We start from the raw sequence: 15623 nt of genomic DNA, 5'->3' as shown, positions 1-15623 counted from the left end.
CGTTTTGTATATGGCAATATTAAAAAAGAGGCGGGCAACAGCATGTGCTGTTGCCCGCCTCCCATGTGCCGAGCAGTGGTTCCGCTGCGGCGGCTTAACGCATGCCCGAAATGATCTGTTTCAGCTTGCCGGAATCGGCGCAGAAGGCACGGATACCTTCGGCCAGTTTTTCCGTCGCCATGGCGTCTTCGTTGAGCTGGAAGCGGAAGGTTTTTTCATCCTGCGCCAGTTTCATCATGCCGGTGGTGGAGGCGGCTTCGCTGCTCAGCTTGCGCTCGACCAGACCTTCGCTGTCCTGCAGCTGCTGCAGCAGTTCAGGGCTGATGGTGAGCAGGTCGCAGCCGGCCAGTTCCAGAATCTGGCCTACGTTGCGGAAGCTGGCGCCCATCACTTCGGTCTTGTAGCCGAACTTGCGGTAGTAGTTGAAGATGCGCTTGACGGAAGCCACGCCCGGATCTTCCGCTGCGATATATTCGATGCCGGTGGATTTCTTGTACCAGTCGTAGATGCGGCCGACGAATGGCGAAATCAGCTGGGCGCCCGCTTCGGCGCAGGCAATCGCCTGAGTGAGCGAGAACAGCAGCGTCATGTTGCAGCGTATGCCTTCTTTTTCCAGAATCTCGGCAGCGCGTATGCCTTCCCAGGTGGCAGCCATCTTGATCAGCACGCGCTCGCGGTCGATGCCGGCCTGGCGATACAGTTCGATCAGTTCACGCGCCTTGGCTACCGAGCCTTCCGTGTCGAACGACAGGCGGGCATCGATTTCGGTCGACACGCGGCCCGGTATGGTACGCAGTATCTGCTTGCCGAAAGCGATGAGCAGGTGATCGATGGTGGTGGTGATGGAGTTATCGAGGTTGTCGCGCACGGCTTTTTCCAGCAGTGGCTGATACTCTTCTTTCTGCACCGCCTTCAGGATCAGCGACGGATTGGTGGTGGCGTCGCGCGGGGTGTAAGCCTGTATCGACTGGAAGTCGCCCGTATCGGCTACCACGGTGGTGAATTTCTTGAGCTGTTCGAGCTGGTTCATGTGCGCTGCCATTCAGTGTAAGGACAATAAGTCGTCTTATTGTACTCAAGCTAACAGCTTGCGCAAAGCAAGCATGGCGATATAGTCGCTATATCGCCATACAATAAACGCCAGTTTGCCGTTCTTGCAACGTCAGCGGATGAAGGAGTCGAACTGCAGGTCGAATTCCTGCAAGGCTTTCTGGGCGTTCTGCATTTTTTTGCGGAAGTCCGGTCCGCGCTGCAGCGCCAGTCCAACGGCCAGCACGTCGATCACCACCAGATAGGCCAGACGGGCCGAAATCGGCGTGTAGGGGTCGATGTTGAAAATCAGATCGATAGGAATCAGCACCGTGGCCAGATCGGCCAGCGGCGTGCCCGAAGGGGCCAGCACGATCACATCGGCGCCGCCACGGCGCGCCAGTTTGATGGAGCGCACCAGCGACGGGCTGTTGCCGCGCTGGGAGATCGCCACTACCGCGTCGCCAGTGCGCAACAGCGCGGCCGCGATACTGTGGATGTGCGGGTCGGCATAGGCCACCGTCGGCACGCCCGAGCGGAAGAACTTGTGCTGGGCGTCGGTGGCCACGATGCCGGAGGTACCCTGACCGTAGAATTCGATCTTGTTGGCTTTGGACAGAATGTCGAGCGCCTTCTGGATCGCTTCCGGATCGAGGTTGTTGCGCAGATCGAGCAGGGTGTTGATGGAGCGGCTGCAGATCTTGTTGACCAGATCAGCCGCCAGATCATCCTGGGTCGGCTGCTCGTTCAGTCCGGGCAGGGCCAGTGCCAGCCCCTGCGCCAGTTTCAGCTTGAACTCGTGCCAGCCGTCGTAACCCAGAGTGCGGCAGAAGCGCACCACGGTGGGTTCCGACACCTGCGCGCTTTTGGCCAGCGCAGTGATGTTCTGGCTGACCGTCTGGCCGGGGTTGTCAAGCACGGCCAGCGCCACCTTGCGCTCCGATTTGGAGAGCGAGTCGAGCTGGGTGCGGATCGAATCGAGCAGCATAGAACCTTAATCTTCCGGCAGAACTTCTTCGCGCCATTGCAGGCCGTCGCGGCCGATCAGGGCCGAAGCGGCCGCAGGGCCCCAGGTACCGGAAGCATAGGGCAGCGGGAAGCTGTCGTCCGATTCCCAGTTGTTGAGAATAGGCTCGACCCATTCCCATGCCGCTTCCAGTTCGTCGCCGCGCATGAACAGGGTCAGCTGGCCGCGCAGCACGTCCAGCAGCAGGCGCTCGTAAGCATCCATACGCGGGGATTTGAACGATTCGCGGAAGTCCAGTTCCAGTTCGGCCTGTTTCAGACGCATGCCGTCGCCCGGTGTCTTGGCCATCAGGTTCATGCGCAGGCCTTCGTCCGGCTGCAGGCGGATCACCAGCGAATTGGGCTGGAAGCTGTTGGTGGGCTGAGCGAAGATCGAGTGAGGAATCTGTTTGAAACGCACCACGATTTCGGCCAGACTGTCGGCCATGCGCTTACCGGTACGCAGGTAGAACGGCACACCGGCCCAGCGCCACGTATCGATTTCTGCCTTCATGGCGACGAAGGTCTCGGTGCGCGAGTGTTCCGGCGCATCCGGTTCGTCGCGGTAGCTCGGCACAGCCTTGCCATCCACATGGCCGGCGCGGTACTGGCCGCGCACGATGTTCTGGGCCAGCGTGGTGGGGGTGAATTTTTTCAGCGAGCGCAGCACGTGCAGCTTGGCGTCGCGCACGGCGTCCGGCGCGATCGAGGTAGGCGGTTCCATCGCCACGATACACAGCAGCTGCAGCAGGTGGTTCTGCAGCATGTCGCGCAGCGCGCCCGAGGTGTCGTAGTAGCCGAGGCGGTTGCCTACGCCGAGTTTTTCGGCGATGGTGATCTGCACGTCGGAAATCCATTCACGGCGCCACAGCGGCTCGAACAGGATGTTACCGAAGCGCAGAGCCAGCAGATTCTGTACCGTTTCTTTGCCCAGATAGTGGTCGATACGGTAGATCTGCGATTCTTCGAACACCTTGCCCACTTCGGCGTTGATCTGTTTGGCCGAAGCCAGATCGCGACCCAGCGGTTTTTCCAGTACCACGCGCGAATTCTGCGTGACCAGACCGTTGGACTTCAGGTTCTCGCAAATCTGCGAGAAGATCGCCGGCGGCGTAGCCAGATAATAGACCTTGGTGATCGCGTCGTCCTTGCGCAGCGCTTCCACCAGCGTGTGGTAGGTGCCGGCATCGGTGGCGTTGAGCGACACGTAGGTAATGCGCGCGGTGAACTTGGCCCATGCCGCAGCCGACACCGTGCTCGCCTTGATATGGGGTTTCGACGTGGTTTCTATGGTGTGCAGGAATTCTTCCTGACTGGCGTCGGCGCGGCCCACGCAGATAATCCGGGCCGAAGCCGGCAGATCGTTGGCCACATCGCGGGCAAACATCGCAGGCAGCAATTTGCGCATCGCCAGATCGCCGCTGCCGCCAAACAGAACCAGGTCAAAATCGGTAAGAGCCATAATAGTGTGAATTCGCAGTAAGTAGAGTGCAAAGAAAGGACTGCAGGTGTAAATTTACTACACGAATTGTTGAGTTGCAAGAAAATTTACTACAAAGTGCCGGAGCTGAGGCTTATGGCCCACGCCCGGCTGCTACCGTCGGTCAGGATGACAAAGTTTATTCCAAATACGGTACTTCCGTGCGGCCTGCCACATCCACCCGTACGCGCAGCAGTTTGCCGCTGAGCGGATAGGCCGCCAGTTCGTCCGCAGGGCGGGCGCCGGCGCTGGTGATGTACAGCGTGCGCAGGTCGGCATCGCCGAAAGCCAGCATGGTGGGGCAGCGCACCGGCAGCGCCAGTTCGCCTAGCAGCGTACCTTCCGGCGACAGTTTGACCAGACGCGCGCCTTCGAACATGGCAACCCAGTAATTGCCTGCGCTATCGACCGCCGCACCATCGGGGCGGCCGCCGTAATTATTGGCTTTATCGGCCGAGAACTGCATCAGCGTGCGCTGGTTGCTCACGGTGCCGCTTTGCAGATTGAAGTCGTAGCGCGATACGCGGTGGGCGCTGGTATCGGCGTGGTACAGGCTGCGGTAGTCGGGGCTGAAACCGAGGCCGTTGGAATTGGTTACGCCGCCCGACCATGCCAGACGTAGCGCGCCTTTTTCCAGCACATACATTTCCGCGGCCGGCTTGTCGCGCGGCTCGTAGATGGTGCCTACCCAGAAGCGGCCCGCGCCATCGACATGGCCGTCGTTGAAGCGGGCGATGCGGGTGTCGTAAGGCGCTGCTGCAATCGGCGTCAGGCGCACTTCGGCGCTGGCTGTGTCGAGGTGGGCAAAGCCGCTGCGCATGGCCACGATCAGGCCGCCACGCTGGCACAGCGCCAGCGTGGCCGGTTCGCTGTCGAGCTTCCATGCGCGGTGCGCGCCCGTAGCAGGATCGAGCCGGTGCACGGTGAAGGCGGGAATGTCGACCCAGTACACGGCCTGTTCCTGCGGGTGCCACAGCGGGCACTCGCCGGTCTGCATGACGGCGTCGTAGGCGACGCTGATTTCGCTAGTCATCATAGGTGCTGTGCTGCCTTGGCCATGACGATCAGGCCGTTGGTGGAGCTGTCGTGACGCTCCGGTTGTACGCTGCCGGTCAGTTCGGCCTGAATATTTTTGGCCAGTACCTTGCCCAGTTCTACACCCCACTGGTCGAAGCTGTTGACGTCCCAGATGGCGCCTTGCACCAAGGTTTTGTGCTCGTACAGGGCGATCAGTGCACCCAGTGCGGACGGATTGAGCTGGTCCATCAGGATGGTGTTGGACGGGCGGTTGCCGGGGAAGATCTTGTGCGGCAGCAGGGTAGCGATTTCCTCTTCGCTCAGTTTGAGCGCCTGCAGATCGGCCCGTGCTTCCTCTTCGGTTTTACCTTTCATAAAGGCTTCCGACTGGGCGAAGCAATTGGCCAGCAGGGCGTCATGGTGGCCGGCCAGATCGTGGGTGGCGCGCAGGGTGGCGATGAAGTCGATAGGCGTGACGTCGGTACCCTGATGCAGCAGCTGGAAGTAGGCGTGCTGCGCGTTGGTGCCGCACTCGCCCCAGACTACCGGGCAGGTAGGCGTATCGACCACGGCGCCGCTACGGGTGACGCGCTTGCCGTTGCTCTCCATGTCGAGCTGCTGCAGGTAGGCCGGGAAGCGGCTCAGATCCTGATGATAGGGCGCGATGGAAAGCGAGCCGGCGTCGAGGAACTGGCGGTTCCAGAAGCCCACCATGGCCAGCAGTACCGGCATGTTCTGCTCCAGCGGGGCGGTGCGGAAATGCTCGTCCATGGCGTGCGCGCCAGCGAGGAAGTCGGTGAAGTAGCCGAAGCCCACGGCCAGTGCCAGCGACAGGCCGATGGCCGACCACACCGAATAGCGGCCGCCCACCCAGTCCCAGAACGGGAACATATTGGCGGTGTCGATGCCGAAGGCAGCCACCGCCTGCTGATTGGTGGAGACAGCCACGAAGTGGCGCGGCAGATCCGCTTCTGTGGCCGACTGCAGGAACCAGTGGCGTGCCGTGCCTGCATTGAGCATGGTCTCGGCGGTAGTAAAGGTCTTCGAGGCGACGATGAACAGCGTGGTTTCCGGATTCACCTGCGCCAGTGCTGCATCCATATCGTGACCGTCGACATTGGAGACGAAGTGCATTTTCAGGCGCGGGTGGCTGTAGGAGCGCAGTGCCAGCACGGCCATTTTCGGGCCCAGGTCGGAACCGCCGATGCCGATATTTACCACGTCGGTAATCGGTTTGCCCGTGTAGCCCAGCCAGGCGCCGCTGCGTACGCGGTCGGTAAAGTCCTTGATCTGGTCCAGTACGGCGTGCACGTCATGGCCGATATCCTGGCCGTCCACCACCAGCGCTTTGCCGCGCGGCATACGCAGGGCCGTGTGCAGCACGGCGCGTTGTTCGGTAAGATTGATTTTCTCGCCGGCGAACATGGCGTCGCGCAGGCTTTCCACGCCGCGCTCGCGTGCCAGATCTAGCAGCAGCCCGACCGTGCGGCTATCGAGGCGGTTCTTGGAGTAGTCGAGGAACAGGCCGGCGGCATCCACCGTCAGTTTCGGGAAGCGCTGGGCGTCAGCGGCAAACAGCTGGCGCATCTGCCATGTGCGGGCGGTAGTGGCGTGGCTGGCGAGGGCTAGAAAATTGGCGGTAGAGGTCAGAGCTGGCAGGCGCATAATAGTCGGCGTTGTGAGTGCTGATGGAGGGGATGCGGAATATCATACAGGAAAAACAGGTAAATTCACTACGTTTACTTGTCTGGCTTGCGATTTTCCTGCCGGAGCAGGGGTGTTTTAGTCCGCGCCGGTCACCACTAGCGTGATAAAACGTCGCTTTTTGGCCTGCTGGCGCACCGATAGGGTAAATAAAAGGCTGGCTGATACGGAAATTTGTAGTAAAATTTCACGCAGTTAATTCATAAGGAACGATCATGGCCTTGCATCCAGTCCTGGAAAGCGTCACCGCGCGCATCATCGAACGCAGCAAACCGTCGCGTGGCGCGTATCTGGCCCACCTCGAAGCAGCCCGTATCAAAGGCGTACAGCGCGGCGCGCTGTCGTGTACCAATCTGGCGCACGGCTTTGCCGCTTTTCCTGCTAACGACAAGCTGGTGCTGAAGGAAGTGAAGAAGCCTTCTGTCGCCATCATCTCTTCCTACAACGATATGCTGTCGGCGCACCAGCCGTTCGAAGGCTATCCGCAACTGATCAAGCAAGCCGTGCGCGAAGTGGGCGCGGTGGCCCAGTTTGCCGGTGGCGCACCGGCCATGTGCGACGGCGTGACGCAGGGCCAGCCCGGCATGGAACTGTCGCTGTTCTCGCGCGACGCCATTGCCATGGCCGCTGCCGTCGCGCTGTCGCACAATATGTTCGACTCTGCTGTGTATCTGGGCGTATGCGACAAGATCGTACCGGGCCTGCTGATCGGCGCGCTGCACTTCGGCCACCTGCCAGCCGTGTTCGTGCCGGCCGGCCCGATGACCACCGGCTTGTCGAATTCGGAAAAAGCCAAAGTGCGCCAGTTGTACGCACAAGGCAAAGTGGGCCGCGAAGAGCTGCTCGAAGGCGAGGCCAAGTCCTACCACGGTGCCGGTACCTGCACCTTCTACGGCACTGCCAACAGCAACCAGATGCTGATGGAAGTGATGGGACTGCATTTGCCGGGCGCCGCCTTCATTACTCCCAACACCCCGTTGCGCGACGAACTGACCAAGGCCGCTGCGCGCCGCGCTGCCGTCATCACCGCGCAGTCGGATGAATATCTGCCGGTCGGCCACGTGGTCGATGAAAAATCTATCGTCAACGCCATCGTCGCTCTGCTGACCACGGGCGGTTCCACCAACCACACGCTGCACCTGGTTGCCATTGCCAAGGCGGCCGGCATCGTGATCGACTGGAATGATTTCGACGAGCTGTCGCGCGTGGTGCCGCTCTTGACCCGCATCTACCCGAACGGCGACGCCGATGTGAACCACTTCCACGCCGCCGGCGGTACCGGCTTCGTGATCCGCGAGCTGCTCGATGCTGGTCTGCTGCATGACGACGTTACCACCATACTGGGCAAAGGCCTGCGCGCGCACGCGGCCGAGCCTTTCCTCGGAGAGAACGGCCAGGGCGTGGTGTGGAAAGACGCGCCGCTGGAATCGGGCGACGAAAAAGTGCTGCGCAAAGCTGGCGCGCCATTCTCGGCCGACGGCGGCATGGTACTGGTAAAGGGCAATCTGGGCCGCGCCGTGATGAAAGTCTCGGCAGTGAAGCCGGAGCACCGCACGGTAGAAGCGCCTGCACTGGTGTTCAATTCGCAGGAAGCTTTTATGGCCGATTACAAGGCCGGCAAACTCGATCGCGACTTTGTGGCCGTGATCCGCTTCCAGGGGCCGCGCGCCAATGGCATGCCGGAGCTGCACGCGCTGACGCCCGCACTGGCCAACCTGCAGGATGCCGGCCGCCATGTGGCGCTGGTGACCGACGGCCGGATGTCCGGCGCTTCGGGCAAAGTGCCGGCGGCGATACACGTATCGCCGGAAATTCTGGCCGGTGGTCCGCTCGGTCTGGTGCGCGATGGCGACATCATCCGCCTGTGCGCCAGCACCGGCACGCTGGAAGCGCTGGTCGACAGCGCCGTCTGGCATGCCCGCTCCATGGCCACGGCTGATCTGTCGCCGAATCAGGTGGGCATGGGCCGCGAACTGTTCGCCATGTTCCGCAACAGCGTATGCGAAGCCGAGAAGGGTGCTACCACCTTCCCGCTGCCATCGCCGATTCCTACCACGGTAGGCCTGCACGACCAAGATCCGGTGGGTAATACCGTACCGGGTTCCGACGAAGATTTCTCGATGAAGAAAGAAGCCTGATCATGACCATGACTCTGCTCGACATTATGCGCACTTCCGCCGTGATCCCCGTGATCGCGATCGACGAACCTGAACACGCCGTGCCGCTGGCACGTGCGCTGGTCGCTGGCGGCATCCGCGTGCTGGAAGTAACGCTGCGTACCAAGCACGGCCTGGGTGCCATCAAGGCCATGTCGGCAGTGGAAGGCGCCATCGTTGGCGTCGGCACGCTGACCCAGCCGGACGAATTCGCTGCGGCGCGTGACGCCGGTGCCGTGTTCGGTGTGTCGCCGGGCCTGACCCCAGCGCTGATCGCTGCAGCCAAGAGCAGCGGCCTGGCGCTGCTGCCGGGCGTGATGACGCCTTCGGAAATCATGGCAGCGCGCGAGCAGGGCTTCCGCCAGCTGAAACTGTTCCCGGCCGTACCGGCTGGCGGTGTAGGCATGCTCAACGCCATCGGCGGCCCGTTGCCAGACGTGACCTTCTGCCCGACCGGCGGTATTTCGCAGGACACTGCCTCGCAATTCCTCGCGCTGAAAAACGTTGCTTGCGTAGGCGGCTCGTGGCTCACGCCGAAAGACGCCATCGCCGCTGGCGACTGGCAGCGCATTACCGATCTGGCCAAAGCTGCCAGCGGCCTGCGTTCGCTCTAAGTACCGTCTCCCTTGGACGTGGTGTGACCGCTATGGCGGCACACCACGTTTTTTTATGGGTGCTTAGATTGCCTGCTGCGGCAGGCAGTGCAGGCCTGCTTCGGTGGCGAGTTTGAGTACCGGTGCTGCGAGGGCGGCATCGCGGTAGTACAGGATGTTGGTATCGTCCCAGCCGGCGGCATAGATGCAGCCCAGTTCCGGCATGATGATGAACTGGGCGGGCACGCCGTAGTCGCTGTAGCGGCACTGGCGCAGGTAGCCCGCTTTGTCGTTGTAGCGCTTGATGACCAGTTTGGCCTTGGCCGGCCAGCGGCCCCGGTAGCGCAGCGTATAGAGCGGCGTGAGGTCGTACAGCGCGGCCCAGTGGCGTTCGAACAGACGGTTGCGCCGTTCGCGCTCGGCGCCTTCGTAGCAGTCCAGCAGATGCCATTCGCTTTCATCTTCCAGCCAGTGGTCGAATACGGAAATGGCCATGCCGTGCAGGCCGCCATCGCCGGCCAGTTCGCGAATCTGCTGCAACTGCGGGAACTGGCGCTGGATTTCTTCAGTCACGCTGGCTTCAGCGCGGGACAACATTTTCATGACTTCCTCAACTTCTATGCGTAGTGGGCGTCATTCTATACGCTGCGCGCCTGAAGTGTCATGCGCAGGCCGATGGGCGACATGGTGAACGCCATGCGCTCCTCCGGTTCGGCACCGTTTTCCGTGCCCAGCATGGTGATATCGAAACTACTTAGCAACATGGCGCTGGCCAGCTTGATCTCGAGCAGTGCCAGATAGCGTCCGGGGCAGGTGCGCAGACCTGCACCAAACGGCATGGCCAGCTGCTTGTTCATGGCGCCGCTGCCTTGCTGCAGCCAGCGTTCGGGATCGAATGCGGCTGCCTGCGCGACGTGCTGTTCGCTCACGCTGTCATGCCGCATCACGCACCAGATCAGGCCACCTTTAGGTATCTGCACATCGCCGATCACGCTGTCGCGCAGCGCTTCGAGCGGAATGAAGGGCGCCACAGGTTTTAGCCGCATGGCTTCCTGTGCGCAGGCATCGAGGTAATCGAGGCCATCCATCTGCTCGATGCTGAAGGCGGCAGGATCGGGGGCCACCCGCAGCACTTCGGCACGGGCCCGTTCCAGTGCCGCCGGATGCTGCTGCAGCAGGTACAGCATCCACGCCAGCGTATTGCTGGTGGTGTCCTCGCCAGCCAGCAGCATGGTGGTCACATTGCCCGCCACGGCAATATCATCGACCCCGCTGCCGCCTTCGTCGGCGGCGCAGATCATGGCTTCGAGCAGATTGGCAGGGCGCTCGCGCCGTTGCGGCTGGTCCTGCAGACGCTGGCGCGCCGTGGCGATTAGCGCATCGACGGCGCTGCTCAGGGCCTGTACGCTGCGGTCGAGATGGCGGTCGCGCGGCAGTCTGACGTAGCGCCAGTAGGGGAACAGGGCGACGGAGCGGCGTGCTACCTCGGGCAGTATCACATCCATGTGGCGCTGGATCACATCCTCGCCGCCATCGATGGTGTTGACCTCGGTGCCGAAGGCCAGGCCGGCAATGATGTCGACGCTGTAGCGCTTCAGGTCTTCGCACAGATCGATCACGCGGGCTTGCTGCGCCGCCTGCTGCCAGTGCTTGCGCAGACGCAGTCCGACTTTTACCAGCGACGGGAAATAGGCCTTGATGGCGTGCGGTGCCAGCGCCGTCATCACCATGCGGCGCTGGTCGCGCCAGACGCTGCCCTCGGCCAGAAACACGCCGGGGCGGCCGCCCATTTCGTTCGATACCTGCGCCGTGACGGCGGGACGGCGGAAACCGTCGGGACGGTCGCGCAGGGCTGCATTGACCAGTTCATGCCCGGCCAGTACTACGATGGGGGTGGAGCCGAACTGCATGCGGAAAATCGGGCCGTACTGCTGGCTCCAGCGTTCTACATGCCGATGGATACGTTCCGGACGGATCTGTCCCAGATTGCCGGCCACTGGCCATGGCCGCGGGCCTGATAACTGGTCGATGCTGCGTAAGATAGGAGTGCTGCCGATTGCCTGTTCGATCATGTACCGTCCTAGGTGCTGCAGCTGACGCTGCGGTTGCGGCCTGCGTGTTTGGCCTGATACAGCGCGCGGTCCGCCGCGCCGATCAGCATTTCGATATCGTGCTGCGCATCCACGTCCAGCGTGGCGATGCCGATGCTGACGGTAACATGCTGCGAGTTGCTATGGCGTCCGTGCGGGATGGCCAGTTCCTGCACGGCGGCGCGTATGGCTTCGGCCATGCGCTGCGCCTGCGGCAGATCGGTATCGGGCAGGATGATGCCGAATTCCTCGCCGCCGTAGCGCGCCATCAGGTCACACGGCCGTTTCAGAATGGCGGCCATGGCGGCTGCCACGCGGATCAGGCACTGGTCACCTTTCTGGTGGCCGTAGTGGTCGTTATAGGGTTTGAAGTGGTCGATGTCTATCATCAGCAGCGACAGCGGCTGGCCGCTGCGGCGCGCGCGCCGGTGCTCGCGGTCGATAGCCACATCGAAGTGGCGCCGGTTGGCGATGCCGGTCAGGCCGTCGGCAAAGGTCTGCGAGCGCAGTACCAGCGCCTGTTCGCGCAGCAGCTTCTCGCGTCCCACCGCGATGCTGACGTCGTTAATCTGGATCAGGCAGTGGCGTTCGGCGCCGGCCACGGCGATCGGCGTTACTTCGATCGCCTGCTGGATGCGTTCCTGCCGTTCCACTGCCAGCGCGCTGGCGTAGAGAGGGAAGGGGGCCTTGTTCAGGCTCTGCGACAGCAGCGACGGGAAGTTGTTGCTGAGCGCCTGGGTGATGGCCATCTCCACCCGCCCGCCCTGCAGTTCGGGGCAGATCGCCAGAAATGGCTGGCCCAGCGCCCGTTCGGTGCTGATGCCCGAATACTGGGCCATCCAGCTATTCCATAGCACGATGCGGCGCACGGGATTGAGCACGATGGCGCCCATGCTGATGGACGAGAACACGCTTTGCAGCAGTCGCAGGCGGAGTTCGGGCGGCGAGTTCGGCATGGTCCGGCCCTCACTCCTGCCCCATCGCGCGGGCGATGTAGCGGTTGATCTGTTCCGTCAGATCGTGCAGTGCGGTGACGTCGAGCACAAAGGCGACATAGCCGCGTATCTGGTGACGCTCCAGCACAAAATCGATATGCAGCATCAGTACCACGGTATCGGGCCCGCTGCCCGAGGCGCTCATGATTTCATCGCTGGTGCCCACATGGTATTGCGGCAGCGAGCCATGCAGCTCGTGGCGGAAGATATTGGCCAGCGTGCCCACGCAGGAATTGAGGATGATGTTGCCGATCTCGCACATGGCCTCCTGTTCCATCTCCGTCAGCTCCTTGAGCGGCACGGCTTCGCCCACCATCAGGCGCACGATCTCCAGACTTTTATCTTCGGGGAACATGAGGATGGCCTGGGTATCGAAGGCGCCTTCGAAATGCTGGCTGACGCCGCAGATGCGCTCCGCTTCCGGGTCCTTGTTGTCGAGCAGGCGCGCGGCTTCGCGCCGGTCCACAAAGCTGATCGACGGTACCGACATGGCCACCGGTTCATCCACGATGGCGCTCATCGAGGCCGCAGCCTGACCCACGCCGATATTGAAGATTTCGATCAGCGCGTCGTTTTCCAGTTCGGACAGGGCAAACATGGTCAGGCCGCAGTCAGCGTGGCAAGCAGAGTGGCAATACGGGCTTCGGTGATGGGCTTTTCCACAAAGCCCAGCCCCAGCGCCGCGGCGCGTTCGCGCGTGGCGGTCTGCACATTGGCTGTCAGCAGCGAGATCGGCACGGCCGGCCATTCCTGGCGCAACTGTTCGGCGGCGGCCATGCCGCCCATGCCGGGCATATTTACATCCATCAGGATCAGATCGGGCGACAAGCTGCGCGCCTTGAGCAGGGCTTCTTCGCCGCTGCCGGCTTCTTCGATGTTCCAGTCAGCGTGCAGCAAGCCGATGTAATTGCGCGCCATCATGCGCGAAACCCGGCTGTCATCGACGATCAATATGGTCTTGGGCGACGTCATGGCGCTATCCTCGGCGGGCGGGTCGACAAGTTGTGATTCTCGCACATTCACGTATATGAATGGCAAGATCGTTGGCCGGATGCGGCAGGCGCGCCACGTTACTTTTGCGCAATACGAAATTGATTTCCTACTGGTAATTCGGGTAGGCCGGGTGTGATCCGTTAAAATAGCGCCCATCCCCTTTCACCCATCTCTTCGAATAGATAGACTATGACTCAGGACGAACTGAAACAAGCGGTAGCCCGTGCCGCCATTGCCTACGTGGTAGACAACGAAATCATCGGCGTGGGCACCGGCTCCACTGCCAATTTCTTCATCGACGAACTGGCGCTGATCAAGCACCGCATCAAGGGCGCAGTAGCCTCGTCGGAAGCCACGGCAGCCCGTCTGCGCGGCCATGGCATCGAAGTGTATGACCTCAATGAGGTGCCGTCGATTGCCGTGTATATTGACGGCGCGGATGAAATCAACGCTGCCGGCGCCATGATCAAGGGCGGCGGCGCCGCGCTGACGCGCGAGAAGATCGTCGCTTCCGTGTCCGGCCAGTTCGTCTGCATCGCTGACGGTTCCAAGCTGGTGGACGTACTGGGCAAGTTCCCGCTGCCGGTGGAAGTGCTGCCGATGGCACGCAATGCCGTGGCGCGCGAACTGGCCAAACTGGGCGGCACGCCCAAGCTGCGCCTGAAAGCCGGCAGCGATGAAGCCTTCGTGACCGATAACGGCGGCAATATCCTGGACGTGGCCGGCCTGTCGATTACCGATCCGGTGGCGCTGGAAGCGCAGATCAACCAGATCGTCGGCGTGATCGCCGTGGGCCTGTTCGCTGCCCGTGGCGCCAACGTCTGCCTGCTGGGCATGGCCGAAGGCGTGAAAACTCTGAAGTTCTAAGCAGGAAGGCGTCCGCTGCAAGGGCGGACGCAGTCGCTACTGTGCGCTGGCTTAGGCGCTAGGCGGCACGTAGCCGACTGCCGCATCGGCACCGTCGCCGAAGAAGTGCTTTTCCATTTGCTGCGCCAGATATTTACGGGCGCGCTGATCGGCCAGATTCAGACGGTTTTCGTTGACCAGCATGGTCTGATGCTTGAGCCATGCAGCCCACGCTTCTTTCGACACCGACTCGTAGATCTTTTTGCCGAGTTCGCCCGGGTAAGGCGGGAAGTCCATGCCTTCGGCTTCCTTGTTAAGTTTGATACATTGGACGGTGCGGGCCATTTGCGACACTCCTAAAGCTGAACGTAAAACGCCATTATAAGGTTTTAATCAGAACCTGGGATTTGCGCTGCCAGTTGTACATGCGCTGCCGGTCTTTAGGCAGGGCATCCACGGTGGCCGGCACAAAGCCGCGTTTCTGGAACCAGTGGGCGGTGCGGGTGGTCAGCACGAACAGCTTGGTAATGCCGATGGCGCGGGCGCGGTTCTCCATGTGCTTGAGGATACGCTCGCCGTCGCCCTGTGCCTGCACTTCCGGATTGACGGTGAGGCAGGCCATTTCCGCCATTTTCTGCTCGGGGAAGGGATACAGCGCGGCGCAGCCGAAGATCACGCCGTCGTGGTCGATCACGGAGAAGTAGTCGATTTCGCGTTCGATCAGTTCGCGGCCCCGTTTCACCAGCGTGCCGTCGGCTTCCAGCGGCTCGATCAGTTTGATGATGCCGCCCACGTCTTCGATGGTGGCCTGGCGCAGCGATTCCAGATTGTCATGCGAAATCATGGTACCCACGCCATCGTGGGTGAACAGCTCCAGCAGGGCCGAGCCATCCATCTCGAACGGGACGATGTGCGAACGCTCCACGCCGTTGTGGCAGGCTTTGACGCAGTGCTTGAGGTAGAACGCGGTCGAATCGGGCAGGAAACCGGCCATCAGCACGGCTTCGGCCTGATGCGAGGACAGCTCGCGGATTTCGGTGCCGCCCGCATCCGTCATCATCGGGGTTTCGGTAATGAAGATCAGCTTATCGGCATGCAGGGCAATCGCCGCGCTGCAGGCCACATCTTCCATGGTCAGGTTGAAGGCTTCGCCGGTGGGCGAGAAGCCCAGCGGCGAGAGCAGCACCAGACCGTCCGAACCGAGGATGGAATGGATGGTTTCGGCATCGACCTTACGGGTAATGCCGGTCAGCTCGAAATCGACGCCGTCGATCACGCCCAGCGGACGGGCGGTGATGAAGTTGCCAGAAATGATACGGATCGCTGCATGCGACATCGGCGTGTTGGGCAGGCCCTGGCTGAACGCCGCCTCGATGTCGAGGCGCAGTTCACCGGCGGCCTCTTTGGCGCACTCCAGTGCGGCAGCGTCGGTGATGCGCACGCCGTTGTGGAAACGGCCTTCTACCTGACGCAAGGCCAGCTGTTCGGCTACCTGCGGGCGCGAGCCGTAGACCACGGTGACGTTGATGTCGAGCGCGTGCAGCAGCGACAGATCATGCGCCAGCACCTGCAGGGCGCCGGCGCTGACCAGTTCACCGGGGAAGGCGACCACGAAGGTCTTGCCACGGAAAGCGTGGATGTAGGGCGCGACAGAGCGCAGCCATTGGACGAATTGGGTAGGGTTTTCCATTAGGCGCATTATAATTCGGTGCGCG

The 15623-nt window shown here is 61.9% G+C and carries 15 protein-coding genes; 3 read left to right on the top strand and 12 right to left on the bottom strand.

What is annotated here, in order from left to right; all coding sequences use genetic code 11:
- Positions 1-94 precede the first annotated feature (94 nt).
- The 5 genes from tal to pgi form a co-directional block, all read right to left on the bottom strand.
- Positions 95-1030 (bottom strand): transaldolase, encoded by a 936-nt coding sequence (tal, locus tag GTP27_RS03485; RefSeq protein ID WP_161037803.1) that lies wholly within the window; start codon positions 1028-1030, stop codon positions 95-97.
- A gap of 132 nt (positions 1031-1162) precedes the next feature.
- Positions 1163-2017, bottom strand: a complete 855-nt coding sequence (locus GTP27_RS03480; protein WP_155433302.1) for an SIS domain-containing protein — start codon at positions 2015-2017, stop codon at positions 1163-1165.
- A gap of 6 nt (positions 2018-2023) precedes the next feature.
- Entirely contained in the window at positions 2024-3496 is a 1473-nt protein-coding gene (gene zwf / locus GTP27_RS03475) for a glucose-6-phosphate dehydrogenase (RefSeq protein ID WP_161037802.1), read from the bottom strand.
- Positions 3497-3653: 157 nt separating this feature from the next.
- Complete coding sequence (locus GTP27_RS03470) at positions 3654-4550, bottom strand: SMP-30/gluconolactonase/LRE family protein (RefSeq protein WP_161037801.1); 897 nt, start codon at positions 4548-4550, stop codon at positions 3654-3656.
- Entirely contained in the window at positions 4547-6196 is a 1650-nt protein-coding gene (gene pgi, locus GTP27_RS03465) for a glucose-6-phosphate isomerase (RefSeq protein WP_161037800.1), read from the bottom strand. The genes GTP27_RS03470 and pgi overlap by 4 nt, the downstream gene beginning before the upstream one ends.
- A gap of 254 nt (positions 6197-6450) precedes the next feature.
- Between pgi and edd the strand changes: the two genes are divergently transcribed.
- Positions 6451-8373 (top strand): phosphogluconate dehydratase, encoded by a 1923-nt coding sequence (gene edd / locus GTP27_RS03460; protein WP_161037799.1) that lies wholly within the window; start codon positions 6451-6453, stop codon positions 8371-8373.
- A gap of 2 nt (positions 8374-8375) precedes the next feature.
- A complete protein-coding gene (eda, locus tag GTP27_RS03455) occupies positions 8376-9005 on the top strand; it encodes a bifunctional 4-hydroxy-2-oxoglutarate aldolase/2-dehydro-3-deoxy-phosphogluconate aldolase (RefSeq protein ID WP_161037798.1) in 630 nt (209 codons plus the stop codon).
- Between the two features lie 63 nt (positions 9006-9068).
- On the opposite strand, the gene GTP27_RS03450 is transcribed toward eda, so the two are convergent.
- The 5 genes from GTP27_RS03450 to GTP27_RS03430 are packed head-to-tail and all read right to left on the bottom strand — an operon-like array spanning position 9069 to position 13041.
- Positions 9069-9587, bottom strand: coding sequence for a hypothetical protein (locus tag GTP27_RS03450; protein ID WP_161037797.1), 519 nt, complete (start codon positions 9585-9587; stop codon positions 9069-9071).
- 35 nt (positions 9588-9622) lie between these two features.
- The gene (locus GTP27_RS03445; RefSeq protein ID WP_161037796.1) at positions 9623-11056 is read right to left on the bottom strand and encodes a cytochrome P450; all 1434 of its coding nucleotides are present in this window, start codon (positions 11054-11056) and stop codon (positions 9623-9625) included.
- A gap of 8 nt (positions 11057-11064) precedes the next feature.
- On the bottom strand, positions 11065-12030 hold the full coding sequence (locus GTP27_RS03440) for a sensor domain-containing diguanylate cyclase (protein WP_161037795.1): 966 nt from the start codon (positions 12028-12030) through the stop codon (positions 11065-11067).
- Positions 12031-12040: 10 nt separating this feature from the next.
- Positions 12041-12667: a chemotaxis protein CheC gene (locus GTP27_RS03435; RefSeq protein WP_161037794.1), complete on the bottom strand. Its 627-nt coding sequence runs from the start codon at positions 12665-12667 to the stop codon at positions 12041-12043.
- Between the two features lie 2 nt (positions 12668-12669).
- Positions 12670-13041: a response regulator gene (locus GTP27_RS03430; RefSeq protein WP_161037793.1), complete on the bottom strand. Its 372-nt coding sequence runs from the start codon at positions 13039-13041 to the stop codon at positions 12670-12672.
- 210 nt (positions 13042-13251) lie between these two features.
- On the opposite strand from GTP27_RS03430, the gene rpiA reads away from it, so the two are divergent.
- A complete protein-coding gene (rpiA, locus tag GTP27_RS03425; protein WP_161037792.1) occupies positions 13252-13929 on the top strand; it encodes a ribose-5-phosphate isomerase RpiA in 678 nt (225 codons plus the stop codon).
- A gap of 51 nt (positions 13930-13980) precedes the next feature.
- Here the strand turns inward: rpiA and GTP27_RS03420 are convergent, their stop codons facing one another.
- Positions 13981-14253 (bottom strand): oxidative damage protection protein, encoded by a 273-nt coding sequence (locus tag GTP27_RS03420; protein WP_161037791.1) that lies wholly within the window; start codon positions 14251-14253, stop codon positions 13981-13983.
- Positions 14254-14287: 34 nt separating this feature from the next.
- Positions 14288-15598, bottom strand: coding sequence for an amino-acid N-acetyltransferase (gene argA, locus GTP27_RS03415; RefSeq protein ID WP_161037790.1), 1311 nt, complete (start codon positions 15596-15598; stop codon positions 14288-14290).
- Positions 15599-15623: the final 25 nt, after the last annotated feature.

Source organism: Duganella qianjiadongensis, assembly GCF_009857915.1.
Taxonomy (GTDB): Bacteria; Pseudomonadota; Gammaproteobacteria; order Burkholderiales; family Burkholderiaceae_D; genus Rugamonas; species Rugamonas qianjiadongensis.
This window is presented reverse-complemented; position numbering and strand designations above follow the sequence as displayed.

What these genes read in the sequence shown, in the direction of transcription:
- tal (WP_161037803.1), bottom strand. Translation starts at nt 1,030, where the DNA reads ATGAACCAGCTCGAACAGCTCAAGAAATTCACCACCGTGGTAGCCGAT.
- GTP27_RS03480 (WP_155433302.1), bottom strand. Translation starts at nt 2,017, where the DNA reads ATGCTGCTCGATTCGATCCGCACCCAGCTCGACTCGCTCTCCAAATCG.
- zwf (WP_161037802.1), bottom strand. Translation starts at nt 3,496, where the DNA reads ATGGCTCTTACCGATTTTGACCTGGTTCTGTTTGGCGGCAGCGGCGAT.
- GTP27_RS03470 (WP_161037801.1), bottom strand. Translation starts at nt 4,550, where the DNA reads ATGATGACTAGCGAAATCAGCGTCGCCTACGACGCCGTCATGCAGACC.
- pgi (WP_161037800.1), bottom strand. Translation starts at nt 6,196, where the DNA reads ATGCGCCTGCCAGCTCTGACCTCTACCGCCAATTTTCTAGCCCTCGCC.
- edd (WP_161037799.1), top strand. Translation starts at nt 6,451, where the DNA reads ATGGCCTTGCATCCAGTCCTGGAAAGCGTCACCGCGCGCATCATCGAA.
- eda (WP_161037798.1), top strand. Translation starts at nt 8,376, where the DNA reads ATGACCATGACTCTGCTCGACATTATGCGCACTTCCGCCGTGATCCCC.
- GTP27_RS03450 (WP_161037797.1), bottom strand. Translation starts at nt 9,587, where the DNA reads ATGAAAATGTTGTCCCGCGCTGAAGCCAGCGTGACTGAAGAAATCCAG.
- GTP27_RS03445 (WP_161037796.1), bottom strand. Translation starts at nt 11,056, where the DNA reads ATGATCGAACAGGCAATCGGCAGCACTCCTATCTTACGCAGCATCGAC.
- GTP27_RS03440 (WP_161037795.1), bottom strand. Translation starts at nt 12,030, where the DNA reads ATGCCGAACTCGCCGCCCGAACTCCGCCTGCGACTGCTGCAAAGCGTG.
- GTP27_RS03435 (WP_161037794.1), bottom strand. Translation starts at nt 12,667, where the DNA reads ATGTTTGCCCTGTCCGAACTGGAAAACGACGCGCTGATCGAAATCTTC.
- GTP27_RS03430 (WP_161037793.1), bottom strand. Translation starts at nt 13,041, where the DNA reads ATGACGTCGCCCAAGACCATATTGATCGTCGATGACAGCCGGGTTTCG.
- rpiA (WP_161037792.1), top strand. Translation starts at nt 13,252, where the DNA reads ATGACTCAGGACGAACTGAAACAAGCGGTAGCCCGTGCCGCCATTGCC.
- GTP27_RS03420 (WP_161037791.1), bottom strand. Translation starts at nt 14,253, where the DNA reads ATGGCCCGCACCGTCCAATGTATCAAACTTAACAAGGAAGCCGAAGGC.
- argA (WP_161037790.1), bottom strand. Translation starts at nt 15,598, where the DNA reads ATGGAAAACCCTACCCAATTCGTCCAATGGCTGCGCTCTGTCGCGCCC.